22 protein-coding genes are annotated in these 26,683 nt (G+C 54.5%); 11 read left to right on the top strand and 11 right to left on the bottom strand.

Going from position 1 to position 26,683, the window contains the following annotated elements; genetic code table 11:
• Positions 1 to 4 precede the first annotated feature (4 nt).
• On the bottom strand, positions 5 to 3,172 hold the full coding sequence (ileS, locus tag LAT75_RS05125; RefSeq protein ID WP_291481555.1) for an isoleucine--tRNA ligase: 3,168 nt from the start codon (positions 3,170 to 3,172) through the stop codon (positions 5 to 7).
• A 69-nt stretch (positions 3,173 to 3,241) separates the two neighbouring features.
• Between ileS and LAT75_RS05120 the strand changes: the two genes are divergently transcribed.
• The 9 genes from LAT75_RS05120 to LAT75_RS05080 all read left to right on the top strand — a co-directional run bounded on the left by LAT75_RS05120 (position 3,242) and on the right by LAT75_RS05080 (position 11,705).
• Positions 3,242 to 3,850, top strand: coding sequence for a tetratricopeptide repeat protein (locus LAT75_RS05120; protein ID WP_291481554.1), 609 nt, complete (start codon positions 3,242 to 3,244; stop codon positions 3,848 to 3,850).
• 58 nt (positions 3,851 to 3,908) lie between these two features.
• Positions 3,909 to 4,433 (top strand): low molecular weight protein-tyrosine-phosphatase, encoded by a 525-nt coding sequence (locus tag LAT75_RS05115; RefSeq protein ID WP_291481553.1) that lies wholly within the window; start codon positions 3,909 to 3,911, stop codon positions 4,431 to 4,433.
• Positions 4,434 to 4,440: 7 nt separating this feature from the next.
• Positions 4,441 to 5,313 carry a fructosamine kinase family protein gene (locus tag LAT75_RS05110; RefSeq protein ID WP_291481552.1) on the top strand — a complete coding sequence of 291 codons (873 nt, stop codon included), beginning with the start codon at positions 4,441 to 4,443 and terminating at the stop codon, positions 5,311 to 5,313.
• A 47-nt stretch (positions 5,314 to 5,360) separates the two neighbouring features.
• Complete coding sequence (locus LAT75_RS05105; protein ID WP_291481551.1) at positions 5,361 to 6,104, top strand: helical backbone metal receptor; 744 nt, start codon at positions 5,361 to 5,363, stop codon at positions 6,102 to 6,104.
• Between the two features lie 73 nt (positions 6,105 to 6,177).
• On the top strand, positions 6,178 to 7,920 hold the full coding sequence (locus tag LAT75_RS05100; protein WP_291481550.1) for a tetratricopeptide repeat protein: 1,743 nt from the start codon (positions 6,178 to 6,180) through the stop codon (positions 7,918 to 7,920).
• Positions 7,901 to 8,698, top strand: coding sequence for a DUF4292 domain-containing protein (locus tag LAT75_RS05095; RefSeq protein ID WP_291481549.1), 798 nt, complete (start codon positions 7,901 to 7,903; stop codon positions 8,696 to 8,698). The genes LAT75_RS05100 and LAT75_RS05095 overlap by 20 nt, the downstream gene beginning before the upstream one ends.
• A gap of 120 nt (positions 8,699 to 8,818) precedes the next feature.
• Positions 8,819 to 10,264, top strand: a complete 1,446-nt coding sequence (locus LAT75_RS05090; RefSeq protein WP_291481548.1) for a peptidoglycan DD-metalloendopeptidase family protein — start codon at positions 8,819 to 8,821, stop codon at positions 10,262 to 10,264.
• A gap of 58 nt (positions 10,265 to 10,322) precedes the next feature.
• Positions 10,323 to 10,763, top strand: coding sequence for a hypothetical protein (locus LAT75_RS05085; RefSeq protein WP_291481547.1), 441 nt, complete (start codon positions 10,323 to 10,325; stop codon positions 10,761 to 10,763).
• A 15-nt stretch (positions 10,764 to 10,778) separates the two neighbouring features.
• A complete protein-coding gene (locus LAT75_RS05080; RefSeq protein ID WP_291481546.1) occupies positions 10,779 to 11,705 on the top strand; it encodes an ABC transporter substrate-binding protein in 927 nt (308 codons plus the stop codon).
• A 20-nt stretch (positions 11,706 to 11,725) separates the two neighbouring features.
• Here the strand turns inward: LAT75_RS05080 and LAT75_RS05075 are convergent, their stop codons facing one another.
• From LAT75_RS05075 to LAT75_RS05055, 5 genes are all read right to left on the bottom strand, one after another.
• The gene (locus LAT75_RS05075) at positions 11,726 to 12,172 is read right to left on the bottom strand and encodes a hypothetical protein (protein ID WP_291481545.1); all 447 of its coding nucleotides are present in this window, start codon (positions 12,170 to 12,172) and stop codon (positions 11,726 to 11,728) included.
• Positions 12,172 to 12,531: a hypothetical protein gene (locus LAT75_RS05070; protein WP_291481544.1), complete on the bottom strand. Its 360-nt coding sequence runs from the start codon at positions 12,529 to 12,531 to the stop codon at positions 12,172 to 12,174. The genes LAT75_RS05075 and LAT75_RS05070 overlap by 1 nt, the downstream gene beginning before the upstream one ends.
• Before the next feature lie 141 nt (positions 12,532 to 12,672).
• Positions 12,673 to 13,752, bottom strand: a complete 1,080-nt coding sequence (locus LAT75_RS05065; protein WP_291481543.1) for a hypothetical protein — start codon at positions 13,750 to 13,752, stop codon at positions 12,673 to 12,675.
• Between the two features lie 3 nt (positions 13,753 to 13,755).
• Complete coding sequence (locus LAT75_RS05060; protein ID WP_291481542.1) at positions 13,756 to 14,511, bottom strand: DUF6577 family protein; 756 nt, start codon at positions 14,509 to 14,511, stop codon at positions 13,756 to 13,758.
• A 146-nt stretch (positions 14,512 to 14,657) separates the two neighbouring features.
• Complete coding sequence (locus LAT75_RS05055) at positions 14,658 to 15,269, bottom strand: NUDIX hydrolase (protein WP_291481541.1); 612 nt, start codon at positions 15,267 to 15,269, stop codon at positions 14,658 to 14,660.
• A gap of 134 nt (positions 15,270 to 15,403) precedes the next feature.
• Between LAT75_RS05055 and LAT75_RS05050 the strand changes: the two genes are divergently transcribed.
• Positions 15,404 to 16,594, top strand: a complete 1,191-nt coding sequence (locus LAT75_RS05050; RefSeq protein WP_291481540.1) for an AMP nucleosidase — start codon at positions 15,404 to 15,406, stop codon at positions 16,592 to 16,594.
• 28 nt (positions 16,595 to 16,622) lie between these two features.
• On the opposite strand, the gene LAT75_RS05045 is transcribed toward LAT75_RS05050, so the two are convergent.
• A complete protein-coding gene (locus tag LAT75_RS05045) occupies positions 16,623 to 18,161 on the bottom strand; it encodes a Ppx/GppA phosphatase family protein (RefSeq protein WP_291481539.1) in 1,539 nt (512 codons plus the stop codon).
• A 388-nt stretch (positions 18,162 to 18,549) separates the two neighbouring features.
• Here LAT75_RS05045 and LAT75_RS05040 point away from each other — a divergent pair, with 388 nt between their 5' ends.
• Complete coding sequence (locus tag LAT75_RS05040; protein WP_291481538.1) at positions 18,550 to 20,145, top strand: bifunctional GNAT family N-acetyltransferase/carbon-nitrogen hydrolase family protein; 1,596 nt, start codon at positions 18,550 to 18,552, stop codon at positions 20,143 to 20,145.
• A 124-nt stretch (positions 20,146 to 20,269) separates the two neighbouring features.
• Here LAT75_RS05040 and LAT75_RS05035 read toward each other — a convergent pair whose 3' ends face one another.
• The 4 genes from LAT75_RS05035 to LAT75_RS05020 all read right to left on the bottom strand — a co-directional run bounded on the left by LAT75_RS05035 (position 20,270) and on the right by LAT75_RS05020 (position 26,073).
• A complete protein-coding gene (locus LAT75_RS05035; protein WP_291481537.1) occupies positions 20,270 to 21,475 on the bottom strand; it encodes an alpha/beta hydrolase in 1,206 nt (401 codons plus the stop codon).
• Between the two features lie 156 nt (positions 21,476 to 21,631).
• Entirely contained in the window at positions 21,632 to 24,460 is a 2,829-nt protein-coding gene (carB, locus tag LAT75_RS05030) for a carbamoyl-phosphate synthase large subunit (protein ID WP_291481536.1), read from the bottom strand.
• 69 nt (positions 24,461 to 24,529) lie between these two features.
• Positions 24,530 to 25,618 (bottom strand): glutamine-hydrolyzing carbamoyl-phosphate synthase small subunit, encoded by a 1,089-nt coding sequence (gene carA, locus LAT75_RS05025; protein WP_291481535.1) that lies wholly within the window; start codon positions 25,616 to 25,618, stop codon positions 24,530 to 24,532.
• Between the two features lie 296 nt (positions 25,619 to 25,914).
• Positions 25,915 to 26,073, bottom strand: a complete 159-nt coding sequence (locus LAT75_RS05020; protein WP_164682855.1) for a DUF5989 family protein — start codon at positions 26,071 to 26,073, stop codon at positions 25,915 to 25,917.
• Positions 26,074 to 26,683: the final 610 nt, after the last annotated feature.

The raw sequence follows: 26,683 nt of genomic DNA, 5'->3' as shown, positions 1-26,683 counted from the left end.
AGTATCAGTTGGGTTTACGTTTAATGGCAATTAATACGGTCTTATCATCGATTTCCCATTCTTTTTCGAAATCATCAGTGTTGTCAGCAACTGAGTGAATTTCCTCAGACAGGGTTTCGAGTTTGATGTACGCCTGCATGCTTTCCACGGCACTCGCGGTTTCTTCGTCACCGACAATTGTCAGTCGAATCCGGTCAGTAACTTCAAACCCGGCCTCTTTGCGCATATTTTGCACGCGGTTAATAATTTCACGGGCCAATCCTTCACGGATGAGGTCTTCGGTGAGGGTTGTGTCGGCAGCTACGGTGATGCCTTCTTCGGTTTCCACTTCCCAGCCTTTCAGCCCGTCGCGTATAATCAAAATATCATTTTTTTGGAATGTAAGCTGTTCATTCTCGATCTCCAGCTGAATCGAGCCTTTTACTTCGTAAGCATTTATTTCATCATTGCTTAACTGAGCGATTCGCTTTGCAGCCGCCTTCATTTTCTTACCAAGCCGCGAACCCATCACCGGATAGTTCGGCTTCGCGCTCTTGCTTACGATGCCGGAATCATCATCCACATACTCGAGGTTTTTGACATTCACCTCATCAAGGATGATGTTTTTCACGCGCTCCACGGCGTCGCGGTGCTCGGGGCTTTGCGTGGGCAGGATAATGCGCGACAGCGGCTGCCTTACGTTCACGGCAATCTTATTGCGGATGCGCAGCACCACGGAGCTGATGAGCCGCGCCTGATACATGCGGTATTCAAGCGCCTTATCGATGGATGTTTCTTCCACGGTCGGGTAAAAGGACAGGTGCACCGACTCTTCTTCCATTTTGTGAACCTTGTACAGCTCGCGGTACAGCCACTCGCTGAAGAACGGCGCAATCGGGCTCATGAGCTTGCTCAGGCTCACCAGACACTCAAAGAGGGTTTGGTAAGCAGCGGTTTTGTCGAGGCTCTTGCCTTCCTTCCAGAACCGGCGGCGGTTGCGGCGGATATACCAGTTACTGAGGTCTTCCACAAACTGCTCCACTTCGCGGGCAGCCTTTGTCGGGTCGTAATCTTCAAAATGTGTATCCACCTCTTTGATGGTGGTGTACATGCGGGAGATGATCCAGCGGTCCATCTCGGGGCGGTCGGCCACGGGAATGCGGGCTCCGCTGTAGGTCCATTCGTCGATATTGGCATACATCGCAAGGAAGGAGTAGGTGTTCATCACCGTATTAAAGAGCTTGCGCTGTGTTTCCTGCAGGCCCTTTTCGCTGAACTTGAGGTTTTCCCAGGGCGGGGTGTTGCTCATCATGTACCAGCGCACGGTGTCAGCACCATAGCTGCGGATTACTTCGAAAGGATCTACCCCGTTGCCCTTGCTCTTGGCCATTTTCTCGCCTTTTTTGTCGAGCACAAGTCCGTTCGATACCACATTTTTGTAAGCGGGCTTATCGAACAGCATGGTTGCCAGGGCGTGCAGGGTGTAGAACCAGCCGCGGGTCTGATCCACGCCTTCAGCGATGAAATCAGCGGGGAAGCTTTCTTTGAAGATGTGATTGTTCTCGAAAGGATAGTGCCACTGCGCAAACGGCATGGCGCCGGAATCCAGCCACACATCTACCAGGTCGGGGATACGTCGGTAGGTACCGCCGTCCTTGGCTTTCCAGGTAAATTCATCAATAAACGGACGGTGCAGGTCGAGTTCCTGATCTTTGGGGATGCCCGCTTTCTCGCGCAGCATGTTGATGGAATCCACAAACACCATGTCATCCGGGTTGTTGTCGTTCACCCAGATCGGCAGGGGCGTGCCCCAGAAACGCTGCCGCGAAATCGCCCAGTCCACATTGTTCTCGAGCCAGGTACCGAAGCGGCCCGTGCCCGTGCTCGCCGGCTTCCAGTTGATGGTGTTGTTGAGCTCGATCATCCGGTCTTTGAAAGCCGTAGTGCGGATAAACCATGACTCCACCGGGTAGGAAATCAGCGGGGTGCCTTTGCGCCAGTCGTGCGGGTAGTTGTGGTCGTAGGTTTCCTGACGGTACAGTGCGCCGCGTTCTTTGAGGTCGCGGATGATGATTTTATCGGCATCCTTGAACCATTCACCTTTCACAATTTCAGCCTGCCCGTCGAACACGCCGTCTTTGGTTACGGGGTTAAACAGGGGGATGTCGTGCTCTTTGCACACGGCAAAGTCATCGGCACCAAAGGCCGGCGCGAGGTGTACGATACCGGTACCGTCCTCAGTCGTCACAAAATCTGCGGAAACCACGCGCCAGGCGGCTTCTTTTCCGTAGGTGCCGAGGGCGTAATCGTAAACCGGCTGATAGGTTTTGCCTACCAGCTCGGCGCCCTTCATTTCGCGGATAATTTCGTAGTCTTCGCGGATCACTTCGAGCCGCTCTTTCACCAGCACAAGGTACTCGGGCTCACCGTTGGCACCGGCAACGCGGATCTGCACATAGGTGAGGTCGTCTTTCACGGCGAGGAGCATGTTTGAGATGAGCGTCCAGGGTGTGGTCGTCCACGCAAGGAAGTACGTATCGGCGGCCTCATCGAGGCGGAATTTCACGTAAGCCGAGGGATCCTGCACCATCTGATAGCCCAGGCTCACCTCGTGCGAACTCAGCACGGTTCCGCTGCCGGGCGAGTACCACTGAATTTTATAGCCTTTATACAGCAGGTCTTTGCTGTAAAGCTTGCCGAGCGCCCACCAGACCGACTCGATGTATTCGTTTTTGAACGTTACATAAGGATCGCTGAGATCAACCCAGTAGCCCATGCGGCGGGTGAGTTCATCCCATAAATCCTTGTATTCGAGCACGCTTTCGCGGCAGCGGGCATTGTATTCGGCAATACCAAATTCCTCAACCTGCGCCCGGCCTTTGAGGCCCAGCTTCTTCTCGACTTCAATTTCAACCGGAAGCCCGTGCGTATCCCAGCCGGCCTTTCGGTTAACTTTGTAGCCTTTGATGGTTTTGTAGCGGCAGAATAAATCCTTCACCGTTCGGGCCATCACATGGTGGATGCCCGGACGCCCGTTCGCTGTTGGCGGACCTTCATAAAAAGTGAAAGGGATTCCGTCTTCACGGGTTGAGATACTTTTCTCAAAAATCTTGCGCTTCTTCCAGAATTCGAGTACTTCGAGCTCCAGTTTTGGGAAATCGACGTTTTTGACTTCGGTGAATTTGGCACCCATACGAGTGTTAGAGGCTTTTTTGGATAATTTTGATTAAGAGGGCAAATATACGGATTTTTAGGTCTTACCATGAATTTCAATTCTTCAGCTATTTTTCAGGCAGCCATGCAGCACAGACCTTTTATTTTTTTTCTTTTGTTTTTTGGGATGATGACGGCTTTCCTGCCCATATCCTGCACCCCAGAGCCTGCTCCGAAGCCCGTACTGTCGCAGGAAGAACTCCGGCTCAAACAAATCAGCCAGGCCGAAGAACAGTTCCGCAGCCTGATGCTCGAAAACCCCAACAGCCCTGAGTTTACACCCCGTGCCCGCTTTCTCGCCGAAGAATACCGCATGTTCGCCTACCTGCATCCGGAGCACGAACAGGCGCCCGAAATGCTGTTCCTTGCGGCCAACCTCACGGCTGATGCCCTCAATCAACCGGTTACAGCCGTGAACCTGTTCCGGCAGCTTGCCCGTGAATGGCCCGGCACGCCGCAGGCAGAGCGCGCCCTGTTTCTGGCAGGCTACACCTACCACCACATGCTGGGCGACCCCGACAACGCCCGCCTCATGTACACCCGCCTGATCGAAACCTACCCCGAAAGCGAGCTGCGGCAGGCCGCCGAAGACGATCTCACCTTTATGGGTGTAAGTGCTGAAGAGCTGCTTCAGCGGCTTCAGAATGCCGGTAACTGATGCGGGAACATTTTCTGCTTCCTCCCCCAATCTCTCAACCTTTACTCAAAAAAATAACATGGCTTTAAAAGGATTTCCGCCCCTGCGGCCCATCACCCTTAAAGACCCCTACAAAATGGTTTTCGTGTGTCTCGGCAATATCTGCCGCAGCCCGACCGGTGAGGGCGTAATGCAGCACCTGGTAAAAGAAGCCGGTTTCGAAAATTATTTCCTGATCGACTCCGCCGGCACGGCTTCCTTCCACACCGGCGAGCCGGCCAACAGCAAGAGCCGGGCCATTGCCGAAAAGCACGGCGTTCAGCTGCTCAGCCGCGCGCGGCAGTTCCGCAGTGCCGACCTTGATGAGTTCGATCTCATTCTGGTAATGGACAACGAAAACCGCGACAACGTGCTTCGCCTGTGCACCACCGACGAGCAGCGCGAAAAGGTTCAGCTGCTGCGCGATTACGACCCCAAACCCGGCGACGGCGAAGTGCCTGACCCCTACTACGGCGGCCTCGACGGTTTCGAAAACGTGTTTCAGATTGTGAAGCGCAGCTGTGAGCAGCTGTTGTTCAAGCTCAAATCGCAGGTTTCCGTCTGATTTCATCATGCTCCCAGCCGATCTCACCCAAGCCCTGACCGAACATACCGGATTTAAACCGCAGGCTGAGCGCATGCTCGGCGGCGGCTCCATCAATGAGGTAGCCCTGATCTGGCTGGGCAGTGAAAAACGGCGGGCCGTGCTGAAATGGAACAGCGCAGCGCTCGCCCCGATGTTTGAAGCCGAAAGCCGCGGGCTTGCCCTGCTCCGCGCGCAGGATACCGGGCTTACCGTACCGGAAGTGCTCGGCTGCGGCCCGGCAGGCAGGCACAGCTGGCTGCTGATGAGCTGGCACGAGCCTGCCGCCAAAACCGAGGCCGCCATGGAGCGGCTCGGCGCCGGACTCGCAGCCCTGCACCGCTGCAGCAGTCCGCACTTCGGGCTCGACCACGACAACTTCATCGGGCGGCTGCCGCAGCGCAACAGCCCCGAAACCGGCTGGGCCGACTTCTTCATGCGGCACCGCATAGAGCCGCAGCTCAGCCTTGCCGTAAAGGCCGGTCTGCTGCCAAACCGCTGGCTCAGCAGCCTGGATGCGCTCGAAAAGCGCGTGCAGGAGCTCTTCCCCGACGAGCCGCCTGCCCTGCTGCACGGCGACCTCTGGGGCGGCAACTACCTCATCACCACCGGCGGCGCGCCCGTGCTCATCGATCCGGCTGTGCACTATGGTCACCGGGAAACCGAACTGGCCTTCACCCGGCTTTTCGGCGGCTTTTCGCCCGGCTTCTACCGCGCCTACAACGCGCACTACCCGCTTGCCCCGGGCTTCGAAGAGCGGACCGACCTCTGCAACCTCTACCCGGTGCTTGTGCACGTAAACCTGTTCGGCGCAAGCTACGCGGCGCAGGCGCAGGCTATTTTGCGGCGGTATATCGGGTGATGGCATCCCAAACCTCAAAAAAATCCGGCTGAGAAGCAGCCTCTTTTATGCGCATCGTAAGCCTCGTACCCAGCCTCACCGAACTTTTGTTTGATCTCGGCGGCGACATTGAAGTCGTTGGCCGTACCCGCTTCTGCATTCATCCCGCCGGAAAAATCGAAGAGGCAGCCCTCGTGGGCGGCACCAAAAATCCGCGGATTGACCGCATCCGGGAGCTCAAGCCCGACCTCGTTGTGCTCAACCGCGAAGAAAACCGCCGCGAAGATGCCGAAGCCATCCGGGGCTTTGCGCCGCTGCTCGTTACCGAAATCAGCACGGTAGCGCAGGCTTTGGAGGCCATCACCCAAATCGGGGCGGCAACCGGTACTGCCGAAACTGCGGGCCGCCTCTGTGCTGACATCAGGGCTGTGATGCCATCCCCCGAAACCTATGCCCCCCTGCGCACCGCCTACCTGATCTGGAAAAAGCCGCTCATGAGTGTGGGCGGCGATACGTATATTCACGATGTGATGCGCCTGTTTGGTTTTGTGAACGTTTTCGGCCCGGAGCTCCGCTACCCCGAAACCAGCTATGCCGAACTTGCAAGGCGTGGTACACAGCTCCTGCTGCTCAGCAGCGAGCCGTACCCGTTCAAAGATTCCGACGCCGCCGAAGCGCAGCAGAACATCCCGAACTGCCTGGCCGTTACCGCTGACGGCGAAGCATTCAGCTGGTACGGGTCGCGCATGCTTGCGGCTTTTGCCGAAACCCGATTGTTCCGGACCCGAATTGAGGCCCGGCTTTTTCCTTAAATACCAGTGCAGGCTGCGCTGCGTTTGCAATTACTCTTTAGACTTTACTTTTTTGAAACCGCACAAATTAATTATGAAATACAAACTCTTATTCTTCTTACCTGCGGGTCTGACCGGCCTGTTGCTGTGCTTCAGCCCCCAAACAGTACAGGCGCAGCGAAGCCCTGCGGCGCCCGTTATTACTGATTCTGCAGCGGTTCAGCAGCAAAATCAGGCTGAAGGCCGGCGGTTGTTTGTGAAGGGTATCACCGAGTTTGAGTTCGAAAACTATGAGGAAGCCGCGGCCCTGCTCATTCAGGCTCGCGAAAAACTCGGCCCCGGTGCCGGCCTGGATTTTTCCATTGCCGAAAGCCTGATGGAAGTCGGCAATGTGATTGACGCGCTCTACTATGCGGAAAGCGCTGTTGAGCTTGATCCCGCCAATAAATGGTACCGGGTGATGATGGCTGAGATTTACCTGCAGAACGGGCGCTCAGCCGATAGCATCGCGCAGCTCGAAACCGTATTGGAAACTTCGCCCGCTGATCTCGAAGTTCTTTATAATATCGCCGAGATTTACACCATGGAAGGGCTGTTGACCGATGCCAACAAAACCTTCGACCGCATCATGCTGATTACCGGGCCTGATATCCGGCTGCTGGTTCAGAAATACCGGAACTACCGGGCCCTCAATGATATGGATTCGGCGATCGGGCAGCTTGATGCCATTCTCGGGTTTGACCCCGATAATGTGACGGCCATGCAGATTTTGTCACAAATCTATATCGAGTCCGGGAATTTTGACCGCGCCACGGAACTGCTCGAACGCGCCCTTGAGGCAGAGCCCTCCGACGAAGAGACGCTGATCACCCTCACCGATCTTTACATTCAGGAAAACCGCTGGGATGATGCCGGCACCCTGCTTACGCGCATTATCCAAAACCCCGGCATTGCCCCTGTGGTAAAAGCCGAGCTGGTTCAGTTTCTGCTGCAGCGGGCCGGGCGCGATCCTGAAAACACCGCGCTGATTCAGGCTACCGGCAGCCTGATTGAAGCCTTTCTCGAAAACGAGCCCGATCTGGGGTTTTCGCACGCCCTCGCTGCCGAGTATTTCAGCCTCACCGGCAATAATGAGCGCCTGCTCGAAAGCCTGAAGCGCACCAACGAGCTGCTTCCCGAAAACGAACCTGCCTGGCGGCAGCGCCTTCAGATGCTGCTGGCTGATGAACGTTATGATGAAGTGATTGAGGTCGGGCTTCAGGCCGACGAAGTAATTCCCGATGATGCTTTTGTGCTGTTTTTCTCGGGCCTGGCGCACCTGATTCAAAAAAATTATCAGCAGGCGGCAGATATTCTGGACCGCGCATCTTCGGCACCGGCAACACGGCCGGTACGGTCTATGATTTACGGCTCGCTGGCCGATGCGCTCTCCTCCCTTGAACAACACGCGCGCTCCGACGAAGCCTACGAGCAGGCCCTGCGGCTTGACCCCGACAACGCTACCGTGCTCAACAACTTTGCCTACAATCTGAGCCTGCGGCAGCTGCGCCTTGAAGAAGCCCTCGAAATGTCGCGCCGCGCCGTTGAAGCCGAGCCCGATAACGCCGCCTTTCTCGACACCCTGGGCTGGGTTTATTTCAAGCTCGGAGAATTCGAAAACGCCAAACAATACATCCGGGCCTCCATCGATACCGGCGAAGCAAGCGCGGTCGTGCTCGAGCACATGGGCGATGTGTACGAAAAACTCGATGACCTCGCCAATGCCCGCTACTGGTGGCAAAAAGCCCTCGAAAAGGATGAAACTAAAGAGCATCTTCTTGAAAAACTCGGCTCCTGATTTTTTTAGGGTGATGGGTTTCCGGCCTTACGCCCTGCTTTTTTGCTTCGGCCTGCTGCTTGGTCTTGCAGCCTGTTCGCCACGCCTGATGATTCCGGATACCCCGGCCGATTTCAGCCCGAGCACCGTACCGGCTGACTCCCTTATGGAACTGCTCCAAACCGACTTTGCCGGTATTGATGCGCTCAGCGGCCGGGCGAGTGCGCGGATTAGTCAGCCGGGACAGCAGGAACAAGCAACGGTACATTTTACGAGCAGCCGCAGCGAAAGCCTGCTCGGGCTGCGTAACAACCTTGGCATTGAAGGCGGCCGCATCTACGCCGATCCGGACTCGGTAACCATGTACGACCGCATCGAGCGCAGGGCGTGGCGCATGAGCGCTGAGCGAGCGCAGTCTGAATTGCTGCAGGGTTTCGCGGCCTTCAACCTGCTCGAATTCCTGCTGCCGGAGCTCTGCCCCGGTGATGTTCGCGGGGTGTACGAAAGCGGTACGGAATGGGTGCTCAGGCTGCACGACGAGCGCTATCTGCTGTTTTCCAAAGACAGTCTGCATCTCACCCGCCTGATCAAACCGGCTGATTCGCCGCTTGCTTACAGTCAGTTTATCTTCACAAATCACGCGCTTATTCAGGGCTACATCCTGCCGCGGCGAATTCAGATTTTGAGTGAAGACGGCAGGGCAAGTATCTTTCTACTGATTCAGGCGCTTGAACTTAACCCGGCTTCCCCGTCTTTCGATATTGGCATCCCGCCCGACATCCCCCTTCAGCGGCGCTGAAACTTCGGCTCAGCTTGAATAAAACCGCGTTTTTTGCGTATCATAACAGATTATCCAACTCCTGTGTGCCTCAGACCTGTGGCGGAATCTTTTCGTTAATTTAGCTGCCAACACTTTTTCATGTCCGTGATCACCGCATACTTTTCCGGTACCGTTTCCTTCCTTATCAGGGTGAAGTATGCGGTGCACGAAATGCATCACAGAAGGATACTGATGCTCTGCAACGCACTGATTTTATTCCTGATAGCGGCACACAGCCCCGCTGCAGAGGCGCAGAACTTTGACCGGCTCCGAACGGAAGTGAGGCAGCAGCAGCAGGAAACAAGGGAAACCATCAGTTTTCTGCAAAATCAGATCAGCAGGATTGAAGCACAGGTAAGCGAAGCATCTACGGAATATAATGCCGTGTACCGGCAGTTTGAACAGTTGCAGCAGGAGCTCAGCCTGCGTACAGCCATAGTACAGGAGCTGCGCGAAGAGCAGATTCAGATTGAGCGGGAGGTTGACCTCATCGACCGGGCAAGCCGGGAAGCTGCCACTGATCTGGAGCGGCTTCAGCACAACTTTAAACGCTTTATGCGGCAGGTGTACATGCAGGGCAAACAGCAGGAAATAGTACTACTGCTTACTTCTGGTTCGCTGAGTCAGGCACAGAGCCGGCGGTACTACCTGCGCCGATTTGCCGAATACCGCGAATCGCAGGCACGCCTAATCAGGGAAACGCAGGCAGTACTGGAACAGAACCGCTCAGAAAAGCAGCAGGCGCTTGACAGGAACGAGCTCAGCCTGGCAGAAGCCCGCAATCAGCAGCGACGCATGGAAGAGCGCCGCAGCGAACAGCAGCAGTTGGTAAACCGCCTGCAGCAGGACCGCCGGGCCCTTGAACAGCAGCTGCGGCAAAATCTGGAAGAAATCGAAAACCTGAATCAGACCTTTAACCGGCTGCTGGCTGAAGAAGAGCGCATACGCCTGGCCGAGGAAGAGCGTTTCCGGCAGCTGGAGGCCGAACGGCAGCGCAGGCTGGCCGAAGCCCGGCAAATCGAAGACAACAGCGAACGTGAGCGCGAAATTGCGCGCCTTTCGGAACCGACCCGCAGGCCTGCCGCTGCTTTCAGTGCTGCAGAACTCGAACTCATCAGCGAAGCCTTCCGCGAGGCCCGCGGTCAGCTGCCCTGGCCGGTACGCGAGGGGGTCATTACACGGCGTTTCGGGAATTACATCCATCCGGTTTACCGCACAAGTACACCCAACCCCGGCATTCATATCACAACCGAGCCCCGCTCGCCCGTGTATGCCGTGCATGATGGCTACGTACTCGAAATTATGCTTATTATGGGCTTCGACGATACCGTGTTCGTGAATCACGGCACCTACGTAACAGCCTATGCCAACCTCACCGAAATATCAGTGAACCGAAATGCGCAGATTCGTGCAGGCGACATCATCGGTTTATCGGGAGATGAAGATTCAACCAACGGGCCGGCCCTGGTATTCCTCATCGGACAGGGCAATAACTTTGTTGATCCGCAGCATTGGCTCAGCCGTAACCCACAGCCGCTGCCGTAGTATTACACCGTACGCCAATACCTCTCTATCAAAATCAGATTCTGTAAATTCCATTATTTTGAAGTTCGAAAACCCCGATCCGTTTCAGCAAACCATTGCGCGAACCTTTACCTATACAACTACAGCCTTTCTTATAGGCGCAACATTTTATTTATTTACGAGCAACCTGATAAGTCTCACCTTACGCCCTGACTGGATCGGCACTGCCATGCTCCTGCTTTACGGGCTCGCTTACGGCAACATCACCTATTTCATCACCCGACGTTACCTTCGCCGCGAATTTACCTTCAATATTTTCTCGTATCTGATCGGCCTCATTGTGCTTTTCCCAACGGTTCTGCTCGTTAAAATGAAGGGTAATGTTTTTCCCGCCTGGCAAAACGAGCTTTTCTTTTTTACCGTTATTACAGGTGGCATGCTTATTGGCATCTGGAAAGGCCGCATTAAGGGTGCGCAGATGTTTCAGGAGCTAAAAGCAAAGCGGGCTGCTGACTCATAAATTTTACTTGAGATTATGGAACGCATCAAGATTGCCCTCGACTGGACCCCCAACACGATTCATTCCGGTTTCTACCTTGCCTTTCAGAAAGGCTGGTACCGTGAGGCGGGTCTCGAAGTCGAGTTTATTTCACCGGAAACCGATAACTACCAGCTTACGCCCGCAAGACGGCTGTCGCAGCGAAAAGTTGACTTTGCGATTGCCCCCTCTGAGAGCGTGCTTTCCTACAACACTTCCCGCCGGCCTGCCGCAATCACTTCGGTTGCCAGCATTCTGCAGCGCGACACAAGCGCTATTGTATGTCTGGGTAAAAGCGGGATAACGCGCCCTGCCGAACTCGACGGAAAAATATATGCCTCCTACAACGCCCGGTATGAGGATGAAATCGTGCGGGCCATGATTGTAAATGACGGCGGAACAGGGCAGTTCAGGCCGGTTTCAATCGGCCGGCTGGGTATCTGGGATATGCTCAAAAAAGGCGAAGCGGATGCTACATGGGTGTTTATGCCGTGGGAAGGGGTCGAAGCCAAACACAACGGCATCGGTCTCAACGCGTTCCGGATGGAAGACTTTGGCATCCCTTACGGATACACGCCCCTCGTACTGGCGCATCTTTCCGCCATCCCGCTGCGGGAAAAAGCCTACCGCAGCTTCCTGCGCATCAGTGCCCTGGCCTACACGGAGGCCGCAAACTACCCGGATGAAACGGCTGCCTTCTTAAGCAGCACGGTCGGTTATCCCGACTTTGCGCGACAAGCGTTTATCCGGGATTCCATGCGGGAGCTGGCACCGGCCATCCTGAACCACGCGGGCCGCTGGGGCGAAATGCAGCCGCAGGTCTGGGGCCGCTTCATCGACTGGCTCGTAGAACGGAAACTCCTGGTGCCGCGTCAGCCAATCGAAAGCTGGCACCTGTTTACGAACAGGCTGCTTGAGGGGTGAAGGGAGATTTTATGGAGCTATCAGTCTTTTCTTCTAAAACCTAGTCCGGCTAAAAAACCACTCACCAAACCACCCAAACCTGTAAGTGTTGGTATTAACAGGTCGGGCGTATCTTTCAAATAAACAAGTACAATTAAAAATACAAATACACCCAAAGTGAAATAGGCAAAATAGTATTTTTTGTCTGATTGCTTGTCTTTGTAATCGTTGTTTTGTTTTGATTTAAGCAGGTTGTACTGTCTTTCGTCGTGCTGCACTGCAAGGTCGACAATCTTTCCCAGGTGTTCATCAGAGAGCTTTTCATGCAAAGGGTTTGATATCGAACCCATTTTTGCAAGAGCCATAAATTCAGAAACCAGCTTTGGTTCTTTTTTGGAAAGCTTCTCTAATGTATTACCAACTTCTTGGAGTTCATCAGACTTTAAATCTTTTTTGTCTGAATGCTCTTTATTGCCGGGATTTGACATTATACCTCCTCAAGTTCGTATTGCCGGCCTGCTGCTAACAACCAGTCATACTTCTGATTACGGAAAAATGTGTTGTCAAAAATATCGGATACCCTTTTTGAAAGTACTCCTGATATCAGATATCTGATGAGCATATCCGCCTGAGACGCTGTTATGGTTTCATCCTTAACTGCTTCAGCAAGAGAGTCCAATACTTTAGCAACTGCCTGAAGCTCATCAGAATAAGAAAAACCTGCCGGGTGTACTGTTTCATTAGAAAGCAGACCTATCAGGCTGTTTACCAAAGCATCATCGGATGACTTTTCTTCATCTTTATGACCAACATGCTTGAATGACTTATTTTTCAGTAATTTTCCCATCTGTCTTCTTTTGATATGCTAAATTATTGAAGTCTTAAAATAAACCGCTTTCAATTTAATTTAAGCGCCTATAACAAGCAAATGAACCATTCGGTTTAATCAGTTCCAGGGAAGAAAGAGACCACAAATGGCCATCCCATCCTACCCTTTCCCCGCTGCCTCTTCTTCCAGCTTCTGCTGCAGTCTTGCTTCGTTTTCTTCGAGTTCCCGCGGGCTCCAGCGCCGCTCTTTCACGCGGTCCATCACAATTCCCATGCTTTCTGAAAGCATCTCAGCGACCTGAATGTTGAGCATGCGTACCTGCTCGGAGCCGTTTTCGGTATCCTCTTCCAGCAAAAGCTCCGAGAGATCTTCCACCAGCACCTTGTTGCGGGAAGAGCCCAAATCCCGGATGATGCCGTGCACCACGCTGAACACAATATCGCGGATGGCACCCTCAATCTGTGTCGCGGCAACCTTACCCAAAAAGGGGATGGCTTCCAGATTTCGCAGCTCCTTGTTTTTATCTACGGCTTCATCGATGCGCTCATTCACATATGCGCGGATGTCTTCTTCATGCAAGGCATAGCCCTTGGATGCCGCGAGCTGCAGGCGCATCGAAATCCAGTTCACGAGTACCAGCTGCCGCGGCCGGAGCACGTCATCCACGATGCGGTCAATAACGGGGGTGCCCTCGCGGAGTTCGCCTCTTACGTTGGAAAGAATGTTGAGGACAACCCGATCAGTTAGTTCCTGAACCAGAATATTGAGGTAGCGCAAGCCAAAGCTAAAAAGCGCAAATTTGCGCATATCGATGTAGCCCAGCCGCTGCAGCCTCACCATGATTGAAACAATCCGCAGCAACCGTAAAAACCGGAAGCCGCCAATGGGGATACATCCCACAAGGTCGTACCAGTACACGAACGGGAAGTAGTACCATTTCGAAAACTCCCGCTCACGCACAGAGTATATCCACCGGATAAAAAATTCGGCGAGAAAAATGGTGATGAAAACCAGGTCGTACAGGATGAAATCGACATGTATGGTTCCGGCATAAAACTCAAAAAAAGCCGGTGACAACCACTCAATCCACGACTGAAACCGCACACTCTGGAACAACCAGTCGAAGCTGATGAGTGCCAGGTTAACCATCAGCAGAAATAGCATGGCAAAGTCGCCGGCGAGATAACCGACCTTCTTTTGGGCTGCACCTGCGGACGTATTCATTTCCTGCTTACTCATTTTTCAGGCTTCTCCCGGTAATCTGAGAGAAAGGTTGAGGGAATGAAGAATTTCTTCCAGGCGCGGCAGCATTCCGCGGCGGGCGGCATAGCGCCTGAGGGTATTCCGGTTGATGACATTTTCCGCGAAAAAAGACTTCACCATAGTACGGTAGGCCTGCCCCTTCAGCTCGGGAAAGTAGCGCGGCTCAGACAGCGGATCTACACACAGCTTCTCGAGGGAGGGCAGGGTGCGGCCTTTCATCAGCTCAAGCGGGGCCTCCGAAATGAGGGGTTTGATAATTACGGGTCGCTCGTACATACTTGCATAACGGGCAAGCACCAGCTCATCCGGATCGAGAAACACATCCCTCCTTAACTGCCTGACAAGCCCGAAAACGGACTCACAAGCTTCCTTGTCGGCTTCTGCGAACAGGAAGTTTTGAGCAACCTGAACGTTCGCGAGCTTAGCTGCAGCGCTGTACTCCCATACGGCAAACCGAATGTGTGGTAATTTATCGGCAATAATGTTTATAAATGGCTCATCTTCATCAAGTAGAAACTGCTGAAGCGCGGGTCTTGCGCCGATGGTGTAGCTGCCCCGGCCGCAGCTGGCAATTACGCCGCGCTTTTTGAGCAGGTAGATGCGGGAAATGAGGGTATTTGTGTTCAGATGCGGCTCACCATGTTCAGCAAAAAAAATCCGCAAATCCTCCGCAGTGAACGAACTGTGTGCTTCAAACGCAGCGCGAATAAGCTCATCATTCAGGGTGTCGGGCATAACAGTTTCCGTTAGTTTGGTCAGGCATTTTCACGAAGTATTTCAACGCTCTAAGTAGCTAAACTATCTCATAAATGTCAACATATTGCCGGATATTTAAATATCAGCTTCATGGAAACCAGGGCAGCCTCTTCTTAGCCCTCCTTTCAGTTTTTCAGGAAGATGTAATATTTCGCGAGGGCGGCTACCGCGAGGGCGTGGTGAACGCGTCCGCTTGTTACCATCTCTTCGTACTCCGAAAGGCTGAGCAGGTGCACCGAAATGTCTTCGTGCTCATCCAGGTTTTGGTCTGCTACAAGCTCGCAATCGCGGGCAAGGAAAATATGACAGTAGTTGTTAAACAGGGCAGGGTTGCTCGATACCCTGCCCAGCGGAACCCAGCTTTCGGTGGCATAGCCCGTTTCTTCGAGCAGCTCCCGCTTTGCCGTTTCGAGCGGGCTGTCGTCGCCGTCAATAACCCCGCCGGGTACTTCGAGCGAGGGCACGTCAACGCCGTGCCGGTACTGATCAACGGTGATCAGCCGCTGCTGCCGGTCGAAAGCCATCATTATAACCCAGTCCGGCGCCTGCAGGGTGTAAAAGTTACCGGCGTCGGTGCCGTCGGGCATGGACATGCGGTTTTCCATCAGGGTAAACACCCGGGTTTTCTGCAGCGGCACCGAGTGATGACGGGTCCAGCTCCGAATTCGGCTTGTTTCAAAGCTACGGCCTGCATCAGGTATTCTTTCCGCGGCCCCGGTTTGTGGTTGTTCAGACATTTGGGTTTGGTTTCTGTGTTTTTTATGAATTGAAGGCGGCTTTAAACTACGCTATCTTGCAGGCGAATAAAAAAACAAATCCCAACCAACGCCAAACGGGAATCATCACCCCTTTTTTTAAACCAAGAGACTGCATGGAAAAATCATTTGAATACCGAAAAAGCGATAGCAGCAGCCCGGAAGAAATCCGTGAAGCCGTATTAAAAACCTGCGATTTTATGGAGAGGGCCTATGAGGAAGGCTATTATCCCAAGCTGAGCATCGTTCGGGACTGGTCAGAGCACAACCCTGAAATTACCGGCGAATTTGCCAAGCCCCGCGTGTATCGCTGGTATCTGCATCGTGAGCTCAAGAAGCTCATCAACATGGGCGCAACTATAAAAGTTGATTACTCCAGGAAGCTCATCCCCCTGAATGCGCCGCAGCTGCTCACCTACCTCGACGAAGACGACATGGACTTCACCCTGAAAAAGCTGTTCCTGTTTCGGCCGGAGCGCATCGAGCTGAGTCTCGACCGGCTTGAGCACTACACCGGCACCAAAGCCGAGGATTTTCAGCGCTACATCCTGTTTACCAATTATGATATGCACGTGGAAGTGTTCCGGCAAAAGTACCCTGACTGCGTGGTGCCTTCCCGCGAGGGCGTTCAAATGCCGGCATATCACCACAAACTTGACGATAATTTAGGAATCAGCCTGATTAATATCGGCGTGGGGCCCTCTAATGCCAAAACCTGCACCGATCATATTGCCGTGCTCCGCCCGGATGCCATGATTATGGTGGGTCACTGCGGCGGGCTCCGTAACCATCAGGAAATCGGGGATTTTGTGCTGGCTTCCGGCTACATGCGCGACGACCATGTGCTCGATGAAGACATCCCGCTGAGCGTGCCCATCATCCCGAACTATACCCTGAATATTTTCCTGAAGGATGTGCTTGAAAAATACGGCATGGAGTACCGCATCGGTACCGTGTTTACCACAGCGAACCGCAACTGGGAATTTTCAATGAAGCGGACGGTGAGCTCCATCCACATCAGCCGGAGTATCGCCATTGATATGGAGTCGGCTACGGTTGCGACCAACGGCTTCCGGTACCGCATCCCCAATGCAACGCTGCTGTGTGTGAGCGATAAGCCCCTGCACGGCAAACCCAAGCTGAGCGGCGCGGCTCAGAGTTTCTATCAGAACTCCAAAGAAAAGCATCTGGAAATCGTGATTGAAACCATCGAGCTGAGTAAGAATCAGAATCCGCAGGGGCTGCCTAACGCGAGCATCCGTGCGACAAACGAACCTCTGATGGGCGGTCCGGCTACCGAAGGCTGATCCTTAATGAAACTGAAGCTGCGGGGTGTTACCTCATCGATTTAATTTCGATGGGGCGCCCCACCAGCTCCTCAAGCAGCTCACACTTTCTGCTGGCACCCCAGATTTCAAGCTGGGGGTCAGCGATGGTTGTGAGCAGGATGGTAACCTTATCGGAAACTTCGGTTTCGAAGGAAATTACGTTCTGGTAGTGGCTGCGGTCGAGTCCGTCGGCGACCCTTAAAAAACCGGCAAGTGCCTTAATCCGCTGCCGTTGTTCGGGCTTTAGGGTCCAGTAATGCTCGTGCGTTTTTTTGGGCGTTGAGCGCCGGTGATAGCGGGCAACGTGCGCCATCACCTCGATTTCATCCTGCGTGAAGCCCTTCAGGTTTGAGTTCAGCACGATATAAAGCGTGTGCTTGTGATGTTTACGGCTCGAAATGTAGTAGCCGATATCGTGCATAAGTGCGGCATACTCCAGAATTTCGCGGTCGCGGTACGGCAGGTGATGCCAGCTCTGAAGATCGTCAAAAAGCTTTAATGCCAGCGTAGCTACATGCTGAGAATGCTTTTTCGACCAGCGGTATTTTTTCAGCAGCTCATGCACCGAGCGCCGCCGCGGTTCCGGGTACTTATCGAGCATCTTCAGCGCCTTCATCTCATGGCGGATGTATTCGATAATGATGCCTTCCCGCATGGCCTGCACGGAAGTCTTCACTCGGTTGAAGCCAAACTTATCGAGAACGAACTTCACCAGCACCAGGCCCGGCAGGATAAAATCGACCCGCTTCTCATCCAGGCCGGTCACCTTTAGGCGCTGCTTCCGGTCGAGCAGCATAAACCAGGCGTAAAATTCGTCGAAATCAGCTTTGCTGTATTCAAATTCGTTGAGGGTGAGGCTCACATTCAGGTTCTGCCGCGCCGCGATCATGGCTGCAATATTTTGCATGGTGCCGGAAGATCCGATTAAAACCTCCGGCTTGTTCGACTCAACCGGCCCGGAGAGCATGCTCAGCTCCTTACGGTAGTGCTTCTCAATGTCGGCAATTTCCTTCTTTTTCACCGGATCGCTCTTGATAAAATCTGAGGTCATGCGGCTTACCCCGATTTTCCGGCTCACCATGTAGCGGATTTCCGTCTGATTCAGAATCACAAATTCCGTACTGCCCCCTCCTATATCCATCACCAAGGATGTTTTTTCGCCCAGCGCCATACCGTGCTGAACCGCAAGGCCGATCAGCTCGGCTTCCTTATAGCCCGGTATGGGATGAATTTTGATGCCAAGCTCATCAATTACCATCTGTACAAAGTCCCCTCCGTTGGGCGCCTCCCGAATGGCTGAGGTGGCATAGGCAATAATCCGCTCCACATTACGGTGATCGCACAGGGTCTTAATCTTGCGCATGGCTTCAAGGCCGAGTGCCATGTCTTCTTTGGACATTTTTTTTCCTACCCCGTTCCGGCCCAGACGAATCATTTCTTTGAGGGCATCGACCGGCGTATAGCGGCCATCAGACTGAATATCAACGATTACGGCATGAAAGGAGTTGGTACCAAGATCGATGGCTGCTATTCTTTTGGTAGGCATTATTGAAGCTTAGGGTTCATAAAAAAATCAGGCTGATCTCGCTTACCCGCGCGCTAACGGCATATTTGAGAAAAGCATTCACAGCAAGTAAAGTATCAAATCTTTGGGAGTATCTTAAATACACATCCTAAAATACCCGGTTTTGATTTCCTGAAGGTCAGAAGCAAGTTTAAACCGCCTGCTGAACGTTTAAAGGAGGAGGAATGCCACAGCCCTTCCTCATTTTTAAAGCGATGCTCAGCCTGTTATATTTACCTCTTGCCGGTTTAGCGGCTTCAACACACACAAACTGCCTTTCAGAGCAGTATCGCCAACTGTTCACAAGCTGTCCGGATTCCGGAACTCTCATCGTCTCAACGCTCACGCACACTTTTCTTTTTTCCAAGCTATGAAACTGAATCCCGATAATTTCGACAATATTAAAGTAAGGCCGCTCACCATTGACGATTTCGAAGCCCTGCTGCAGCTGCAGCGGCGCTGTTTCAAGAACATGGATTCGACATCGCGGGCGGAGTATGAAAGTCAGCTGTATCAGTTTCAGGAAGGGCAGATCGGGGTTTTCCTGAATGATGAACTCGTGGGCTCGGCCAGCTCGCTGGTGCTCGACCTCGATGAATATTCCGTAAACCATACCTGGAGCGAAATCGCGGATGACGGCTTCATCCGGAATCACGACGAAGAAGGCGACACCCTGTACGGGATTGAGGTGATGGTTGACCCGGCCCACCGCGGCATGAAAATCGGTCGCAGGCTGTATGAGGCGCGCAAAGAGCTGTGCATCAAGCTCAACCTGAAACGCATTCTGGTGGGAGGCAGGCTGCCGAATTATCACACCCACAAAGATGAGATGCGGGTTTCCGAATACGTGAATGCCGTGATGGACAAGCAGCTGGAAGACCCCGTGCTCACCTTCCAGCTCAAAAACGGATTTACGGTTAAGCGCATCATCAAAAATTACCTGCCGGACGACCATGAATCGGCCCATTACGCCACACTTATGGAGTGGGTGAACCTGGATTACGAGCATACCGCGCCCAAGCAGAAAATTTCCTCCTCCCCTACCCGCATCTGCTGTGTACAGTACAAAATGCGCAAAATCGCCAGCTTCGACGATTTCGCCCAGCAGATTGAATATTTCGTGGATGTGGCTTCAGAATACAAATCCGATTTCGTGCTGTTTCCGGAGCTGCTCACTACGCAGCTGCTCAGCTTTGTGGGCGAAAAACGGCCCGGCGCGGCTGCCCGCGAGCTCTCCAAATTTACCGATCAGTACGTGGAGCTGTTCAACGAAATGGCCATCCGCTACAATGTGAACATCATCGGGGGTTCGCACTTCACCCTTGAAAACGACCGGGTGTACAACGTTTCTTACCTCTTTCACCGCGACGGCAAAATTGATACGCAGTACAAAATTCACGTAACGCCCTCCGAGCGGCAGTGGTGGGGCGTGCAGCCCGGCTCCGAACCCAAGGTGTTCGATACCGACCGCGGCCGCGTGGCCATCAACATTTGCTATGATGTGGAATTCCCCGAGCTTGCCCGCTATGCGGTCGATAACGGCGCGCAGATTCTCTTTGTGCCCTACTGTACGGATGAGCGGCACGGCTTCACCCGGGTGCGCATCACCTCACAGGCACGCGCCATCGAAAACCAGATTTACGTGGCCATAGCCGGTACCGTGGGCAACATCCCCTCCGTGCCTAACATGGACATTCAGTACGCACAATCGGCTATTTTCACGCCGTCTGATTTCTCCTTCTCGCGGGATGGCATCGTGGCCATTTCCGAAGAAAACACCGAAATGGTTGTAATCGCCGACGTTGATCTCGAAGTGCTGCGCCGCACCCGGCACAACGGCACCGTAACCCCGCTCAAAGACCGCCGCCGCGACCTCTACGAAATCAAATTCAACCACATCAGCGACGACGAGGTAATCCTCGAAATGGAAGAAAAAAGCCTCACCGAGCCGGAGGATTTGGAGTAGGGGTGGGCGCATCGTTTTTGAGGGTTGATGGCTGATGGCTTTTGAGGCGGGAACCGTGCTCAGATTTTGGGTAAAATTCAGCAGCCCCGCAGAAAGTTTTTTTGGGGCCGCTTCTCCCATCCCCTCACCCCATCCAAACCCGCACCTTCTCATACACCGCCGGGCTACTCAGCAGATCGAGGTGCCCGGTTTTGGGAATCACAAAAACGTTTTCCGGTTTGAACAGGAGGTTCCGGTTCGGTTCTTTGTGCCGGCCGAGAGCGCTGTTTACGCCTACGAGTCCGTCGCCGGCGATGCGGGCGGTGCGGCTGACCGATGATTTCCCCAGCACGGCGGCTATGGCGTAGCATTCGGTTTGTTCCGGAAGCGGGATGTGCTGCCGCTGTTCCTTTTCGAGGGCGAAGCGGTCCTGCCCCAGCCAGTCTTCGTCGGTGAGGTTGCCGAAGCGCATATCGGTTACGCCGGTGCTCCGCGCCTGCCCCAGCAGGGCAAACGGCTTGATGTAATGGAAGGATGACAGCATCTGATCGGCATAGTTGCCGAGGCGCTCAAGCGGAGCCCCGTGATGTGGGGTGCCCATGAATACCATTTTTTTGAGCAGCTGCGGCCATGTTGCCTGCTGCTCCCTGCCGTAGTAAAGCGCGCTGCGGCTTGCGAGCCCGCCCATGCTGTGCGTGAGCAGGCAAAGCTCCTCAACCGGCACCGGCCATTCACTCACCAGGCGCTCCAGCAGTGCACTGAACTTCCGGCCGTTTTGGGAAATATGCAGCCCGCTGTTGTAGTGCAGGTAAACGGGCGTCCGCCCGGTCGCAGCTGCGAGCAGGGCTCCGTGATTGTGACCCTTGCGGCTCCATTGCCGGTCGTTCATACAGGAACCGTGCACCATCACCAGAATTTTCCCGCTGGCATCCGGCAGGCGTTCGGAAAGGTCGCGGCGGTTCAGGGGAAGGGACTCTGACCCGTGCCGGAACTGCATTTCAATTTCGAGCGGGTTGCCGGTGTGGTAGAGATGATCGCCAAAAACGCCGTTCAGGATGGCCTTGAGGGTTTCATAGTCCCCCTTGCTTTTGATGTTTCCGAGCAGCGGCGCAAGGCCGCCCAGTGCGCGGTCAGCGCCCCCGCTTACAAAGCGCGTACCGCGGCGGATGCTGTTGTAGCTGAAAGACGCAACAGCCGTAATGAGCACCTGCACCCGCGTTGTGGGCAAAAACGGCGGGTGCACCACGCGGTGCTGCATCGCTTCAACCAGATCCACAATGCCGATGGTGGCATCGCGGATTAAGCGGGTGAGGCCCTGTAAGTCGGTTGCTTTCTCGTTTTGTTCAGCCATAGCGGCAATAATTTGCTAAACAGGATAGATACGCAATTACTGCCTGCCAGACCTGATTTAGGTTCAGTTTATCACAAAATTATACGGATCGGGTTTGGGTTGGGGCTCAGCTCGTTCATCCGCCGTCCCCTCGTCAATCCCAAAATCCGAAGTCCATCAGCGGCTCAGGTACAGGTTCTTAAACTCGAACGGCTTGCGGAAGTGCTCGTCGTTGAAGTCTTCGAGGAAGTAGATGGTCTCACCGGTCGATTTCATTTCGGGGCCCAGCTCTTTTTTGACCTCCGGGAATTTGTCGAAGGGGAATACCGGCTCCTTGATGGCATAGTGTTTCAGCTTGCTGCTGAGGTCGAATTCGCTGAGCTTGCGGCCGAGCATCACCTTCACCCCGATTTGTGCGTCAGGGCGGCCGGTGGCCTTGGCGATGAACGGGATGGTGCGGGTTGCCCGCGGGTTCGATTCGAGCACGAACACATCATTCCCCTTTATCGCATACTGCACGTTTATGAACCCGCGCACCTGCAGCTCTTTGGCCAGCCGCAGCTGATAGTCGCGCATTACGTTAATGACCTCTTCGCTCAGCGAGTAGGGCGGCAGCACCGCGGTGGAGTCGCCGGAATGCACGCCCGCCGGCTCGATGTGCTGCATAATGCCCGCCTCGTGCAGCTGTTCGCCGTCGTACACGGAGTCGAAATCGACTTCGATGGCGCCCTCGAGGTAGTGGTCAATCAAAAAAGCATTTTCGGGATGCGTTTTGAGGATGGCGCCTACGTACTCTTCCAGCTCATCTTCCTTGATCGCAATCCGCATGCCCTGACCGCCCAGCACGTAGCTCGGACGAATGAGCACAGGGTAGCCGACCCGCTTGGCCACGATTTTGGCTTCTTCGAAATTGGTGGCCATCCCGAAGTTGGGGAAGGGAATTTCCAGTTTGGTGAGCACTTCGGTGAATTTGCCGCGGTCTTCGGCGAGGTCCATCATTTCAAAGGGCGTCCCGAAAATGCGGTAGCCGCCTTCATGGAACCGCCGCGCAAGCTTGAGCGCGGTTTGTCCGCCGACCTGCAAAATCACGCCTTCGGGCTTTTCATGCTCCCAAATGTCGAGCACGCGCTCCCAGAAAACCGGCTCGAAGTAGAGCTTATCGGCCACGTCGAAATCGGTGGAAACCGTTTCGGGGTTGCAGTTGATCATGATGGTTTCGTAGCCCAGCTCTTTGGCGGCCAGCACGGCGTGCACGCAGGAGTAGTCAAATTCGATGCCCTGACCAATGCGGTTGGGACCGCTGCCGAGAATCAGCACTTTGGGGCGGTCGCTTACGATGCTTTCATTTTCCTGCTCGTAGGTGGCGTAGTAGTAGGGCGTTTCGGCGGCGAATTCCCCGCCGCAGGTATCCACCACGCGGAAGACGGGCTTCAGGCCGAGCGAGAGCCGGCGCGCACGCACGTCGTTTTCGTGGATGTGCTGCCCGCTTTGGCTCAGCAGCCAGGCGATTTGCTTGTCGGAGAAACCGGCCTGCTTCAGCTCCAGAAAAGCTTCCCGGCTGAGGTCTTCCAGGTTCAGCCCTTCGGTGCGGTTTTCGAGGCTCACCATGTAGCGGATCTGCTGCAAAAACCAGGGATCCACATGCGTGATGTCGTGAATTTCTTCCACGCTCGTGCCCAGCTTGAAGGCATTGCGGATTTGCAGGCTGCGGTCCCAGTAGGGCTTGAGCAGGCGGTCGCGCACGCTTTTGCGGCTGAACTCCTCGAAGCCGTCCGCGCCCAGCCCGGAATGGCCCGTTTCCATGCCCTGCCAGGCTTTGTTGAGGGCTTCGGGGAAGGTCCGCCCGATGGCCATCACCTCGCCCACGGCCTTCATTTGGGTGGAAAGCTCTTCGTCGCAGCCGGGGAATTTGTCGAAGTTGAAGCGCGGCACTTTCACAACCACGTAATCGAGGGTCGGCTCGAAACAGGCCGAAGTGGTGCCGGTAATCTGATTTTTGAGCTCATCGAGGCGGTAGCCTACGGCCAGCTTGCTCGCGATTTTGGCGATGGGGTAGCCCGTCGCCTTCGAGGCCAGGGCTGAAGAGCGGCTCACCCGGGGGTTGATCTCAATGGCAACCATCCGGAACGTTTCCGGCTCAACGGCAAACTGCACGTTGCAGCCGCCTGCAAAGGTGCCGATGGAGCGCATCATCTTAATAGCCGCATTCCGCAGCCGCTGAAAGTGCTCGTCAGGCAGGGTTTGGGTGGGCGCTACGGTAACCGAGTCGCCGGTGTGCACCCCGCAGGGATCCATGTTTTCGATGGAGCAGATAATCACAACGGTATCGTTGGCATCGCGCAGCAGCTCGAGCTCGAACTCCTTCCATCCGAAAATGGACTCTTCAATCAGCACTTCATGCACCGGCGAGAGTTCGAGGCCGCGCAGAATTTTGCGCTCAAATTCATCTTCGTTCCAGATAATGCCGCCGCCCATGCCGCCCATGGTGAACGACGGACGAATTACAACCGGCAGCCCGCCCAGCTCTTCGGTGATTTCCTTGGCATCGAGCAGGGATTTGGCCGTGCGGCTGCGGCACTGATCAATCCCGATTTCATCCATCAGATCCCGGAACTGCTGCCGGTCTTCGGTGATATCGATGGCGGCGATATCCACCCCGATGATGTCAATCCCGTTACGCTCCCAGTAGCCCTGATGGAACAGCTCCCGGGCGAGGTTCAGGCCGGTTTGCCCGCCCATGGTAGGCAGCACGGCATCGATGTTTTCCTTCTCGCAAATTTCTTTGATGCTCTCCACCGTGAGCGGCTTCAGGTAGATGGCATCGGCCATAATGGGGTCGGTCATGATGGTGGCCGGGTTGGAGTTGATGAGCACAACCCGGTACCCTTCCTCCTTGAGCGAGCGGCAGGCCTGTGTGCCGGAATAATCAAACTCGCAGGCCTGACCAATAATGATGGGTCCGGAACCGATAATCAGAATGGTGTTGATGTCGTCGCGACGTGGCATGATGGTAGCAGCAGTTTACAGGTAAAAAGTCAGGTGGTTTTTTTAGGGGGATGATGCCCCCGGGGCGGCTCAGGCTTTGTGCGCCTGCATCCGGCCGATGAATTCATCGAAGAGGTAGCGGGAATCGTGCGGCCCCGGGCAGGCCTCCGGGTGGTACTGCACGCTGAAGGCATTGGCCTTGCGGAACCGCAGCCCTTCCACGGTACCGTCGTTGAGGTTGATGTGGCTAATTTCGGCCTTATCGGCCGGAACCGCATCTTCCGTTACCCCGAAACCGTGGTTTTGCGTGGTGATTTCGACCGAGTCGTGAATCAGATTTTTGACCGGCTGATTGGCGCCGCGGTGGCCCACAAACATTTTCACCACCGGAATGCCCTGCGACAGGGCCATAAGCTGATGTCCGAGGCAGATGCCGAACACCGGGCGGCCGTCGGCCATGATGCGGGCCACAGTTTCGGTGGTGTAGGTGATGGCGCGCGGATCGCCGGGTCCGTTCGACAGGAAAAAACCGTCGGGTTTCCAGGCGGCGATTTCATCGAAGCCCGTTTTAGCCGGAAACACACGCAGGGTGCAGCCGCGCGCGCTGAGGTTTTTGAGGATGCTGAGCTTCACACCGTAATCGATCACGGCGACCTTAAACATACTCTTTTCGGCCGGGATGGTCTGCGCTTCAGCCCGCGTGGCTTGCGTGGCCAGCTCGAGACCCTCCATCGGGGCCCAGCGCCGGGCGCGCTCAACCAGCTCCTCCGGATCGCTGATTTCGCTGGAAATAACCGCGTTCATCACGCCCTTATTCCGGATGTGGCGCACCAGCGAGCGGGTATCGACCCCGGTAATGCCCGTGATGCCGTGCCGGCTGAGGTAGCCGCCCAGGTCGCCTTCCGCCTGATCGTTGCTGTAATCAGCCGAAAAGGCCCGCACAATCACGCCGGCCACCATCGGCCGCGCGGCCTCGTCGTAATCGGAGTGCACGCCGTAATTGCCGATGTGGGGGTAGGTCATCATCATCAGCTGACCAAAATAGCTGGGGTCGGTAAAAATCTCCTGATAGCCGGTCATGCTCGTATTAAAACAAAGCTCGCCCCCGCAGGTGCCGGGGTGGCCGATCAGCTGACCTTCGTGAACAGTTCCGTCAGACAGTGCAATCCGTGCCTTCATGAAAAATCAGGGTTTTAGAAGTGGTTGGGGAGATGAAAGTGTGCAGCAGTAGGTCGTGGAGTGCTGCAATGTGTTTTGAGATGATGCAGCAGGGTGATGCGGTTCCGGGCCTGACCCCGGTTTGGGGTTTGGCAAACCGGGGGATGGGGCAAGCGCATCAGGCAAGCGGCATCCGGTCAAAAAAAAATCCGACAGCCTCAAAAAAGAGGGTCGGATTTCACTGGATGAAAATGAAATAAAGAAAATGAGCTTCAGCAAAGGTCCGGTCGGCAGCGGCGGGCTCGCGGGTGTCATCATCAAAACAGGGCGTATATAAAAGGTGCGAGTGCGGTGCCGCTGGTGGACACAATCAGCAGGCCAAGGGCCAGCAGGATAAAAACGATGGGCATCAGCCAGAACTTCTTTCTGACCTTCAGGAACTCCCAGAACTCACGAACGATGCCAACTTTGCTCATAGCTGAAAAAATGGTGTTGCGGAAAGTTTACAGTCACATAATATAAGAACCCAATACGTGATAAGCACGGGGAGAATTTAAAAAAGCAACGGGGGTGGGGCGACCCTCGTGGTCGCGCCTACCCCCACCCGCGCCCCGAAACCCGCCCAATCGCCCAATCGCCCCAAATGGTTTTAAACTTGCACAATATTCCGTTGAATCGCCCGATTGGCAAAATTGGGGATAATACCTGGTACCGGGGTAATGACACCGGGGCAACCCACGCGGTAGGGGCAACCACAAGGGTTTGCCCCTACGCGGTGGGTTGATGGCGTTATTTTTTGATGGCGGTTTATGCCGTGTATTTTTGATAGCTTATTAACCACGGCGCTCCTTTCCCCCGTTACCAAAAAGCCCCTCTGGGCTGTATATTCTTTTCTGTTTATTTGCTCCGTAAATCATCCCAAATTCTCCACATCCTTCTGCATATGAAACATCTTTTTCCGCTTTTCGGACTGCTGCTGCTGCTTTTGGCTCCTCTTTCGGAGCTGAGCGCGCAAACGTCTGCCCATTCGCAGGACTTCGCTATCGGGTTCGAAAAATTTACCCTCGATAACGGTCTTGAGGTCAT

Source organism: Cyclonatronum sp. (genome assembly GCF_022565315.1).
GTDB lineage: Bacteria > Bacteroidota > Rhodothermia > Balneolales > Cyclonatronaceae > Cyclonatronum.
Note: the sequence above shows the minus strand (reverse complement) of the source record. Positions and strands in the feature narration are given on the sequence as shown.

What these genes read in the sequence shown, in the direction of transcription:
- ileS (WP_291481555.1), bottom strand. Translation starts at nt 3,172, where the DNA reads ATGGGTGCCAAATTCACCGAAGTCAAAAACGTCGATTTCCCAAAACTG.
- LAT75_RS05120 (WP_291481554.1), top strand. Translation starts at nt 3,242, where the DNA reads ATGAATTTCAATTCTTCAGCTATTTTTCAGGCAGCCATGCAGCACAGA.
- LAT75_RS05115 (WP_291481553.1), top strand. Translation starts at nt 3,909, where the DNA reads ATGGCTTTAAAAGGATTTCCGCCCCTGCGGCCCATCACCCTTAAAGAC.
- LAT75_RS05110 (WP_291481552.1), top strand. Translation starts at nt 4,441, where the DNA reads ATGCTCCCAGCCGATCTCACCCAAGCCCTGACCGAACATACCGGATTT.
- LAT75_RS05105 (WP_291481551.1), top strand. Translation starts at nt 5,361, where the DNA reads ATGCGCATCGTAAGCCTCGTACCCAGCCTCACCGAACTTTTGTTTGAT.
- LAT75_RS05100 (WP_291481550.1), top strand. Translation starts at nt 6,178, where the DNA reads ATGAAATACAAACTCTTATTCTTCTTACCTGCGGGTCTGACCGGCCTG.
- LAT75_RS05090 (WP_291481548.1), top strand. Translation starts at nt 8,819, where the DNA reads ATGTCCGTGATCACCGCATACTTTTCCGGTACCGTTTCCTTCCTTATC.
- LAT75_RS05080 (WP_291481546.1), top strand. Translation starts at nt 10,779, where the DNA reads ATGGAACGCATCAAGATTGCCCTCGACTGGACCCCCAACACGATTCAT.
- LAT75_RS05075 (WP_291481545.1), bottom strand. Translation starts at nt 12,172, where the DNA reads ATGTCAAATCCCGGCAATAAAGAGCATTCAGACAAAAAAGATTTAAAG.
- LAT75_RS05070 (WP_291481544.1), bottom strand. Translation starts at nt 12,531, where the DNA reads ATGGGAAAATTACTGAAAAATAAGTCATTCAAGCATGTTGGTCATAAA.
- LAT75_RS05065 (WP_291481543.1), bottom strand. Translation starts at nt 13,752, where the DNA reads ATGAGTAAGCAGGAAATGAATACGTCCGCAGGTGCAGCCCAAAAGAAG.
- LAT75_RS05060 (WP_291481542.1), bottom strand. Translation starts at nt 14,511, where the DNA reads ATGCCCGACACCCTGAATGATGAGCTTATTCGCGCTGCGTTTGAAGCA.
- LAT75_RS05055 (WP_291481541.1), bottom strand. Translation starts at nt 15,269, where the DNA reads ATGTCTGAACAACCACAAACCGGGGCCGCGGAAAGAATACCTGATGCA.
- LAT75_RS05050 (WP_291481540.1), top strand. Translation starts at nt 15,404, where the DNA reads ATGGAAAAATCATTTGAATACCGAAAAAGCGATAGCAGCAGCCCGGAA.
- LAT75_RS05045 (WP_291481539.1), bottom strand. Translation starts at nt 18,161, where the DNA reads ATGCCTACCAAAAGAATAGCAGCCATCGATCTTGGTACCAACTCCTTT.
- LAT75_RS05040 (WP_291481538.1), top strand. Translation starts at nt 18,550, where the DNA reads ATGAAACTGAATCCCGATAATTTCGACAATATTAAAGTAAGGCCGCTC.
- LAT75_RS05035 (WP_291481537.1), bottom strand. Translation starts at nt 21,475, where the DNA reads ATGGCTGAACAAAACGAGAAAGCAACCGACTTACAGGGCCTCACCCGC.
- carB (WP_291481536.1), bottom strand. Translation starts at nt 24,460, where the DNA reads ATGCCACGTCGCGACGACATCAACACCATTCTGATTATCGGTTCCGGA.
- carA (WP_291481535.1), bottom strand. Translation starts at nt 25,618, where the DNA reads ATGAAGGCACGGATTGCACTGTCTGACGGAACTGTTCACGAAGGTCAG.
- LAT75_RS05020 (WP_164682855.1), bottom strand. Translation starts at nt 26,073, where the DNA reads ATGAGCAAAGTTGGCATCGTTCGTGAGTTCTGGGAGTTCCTGAAGGTC.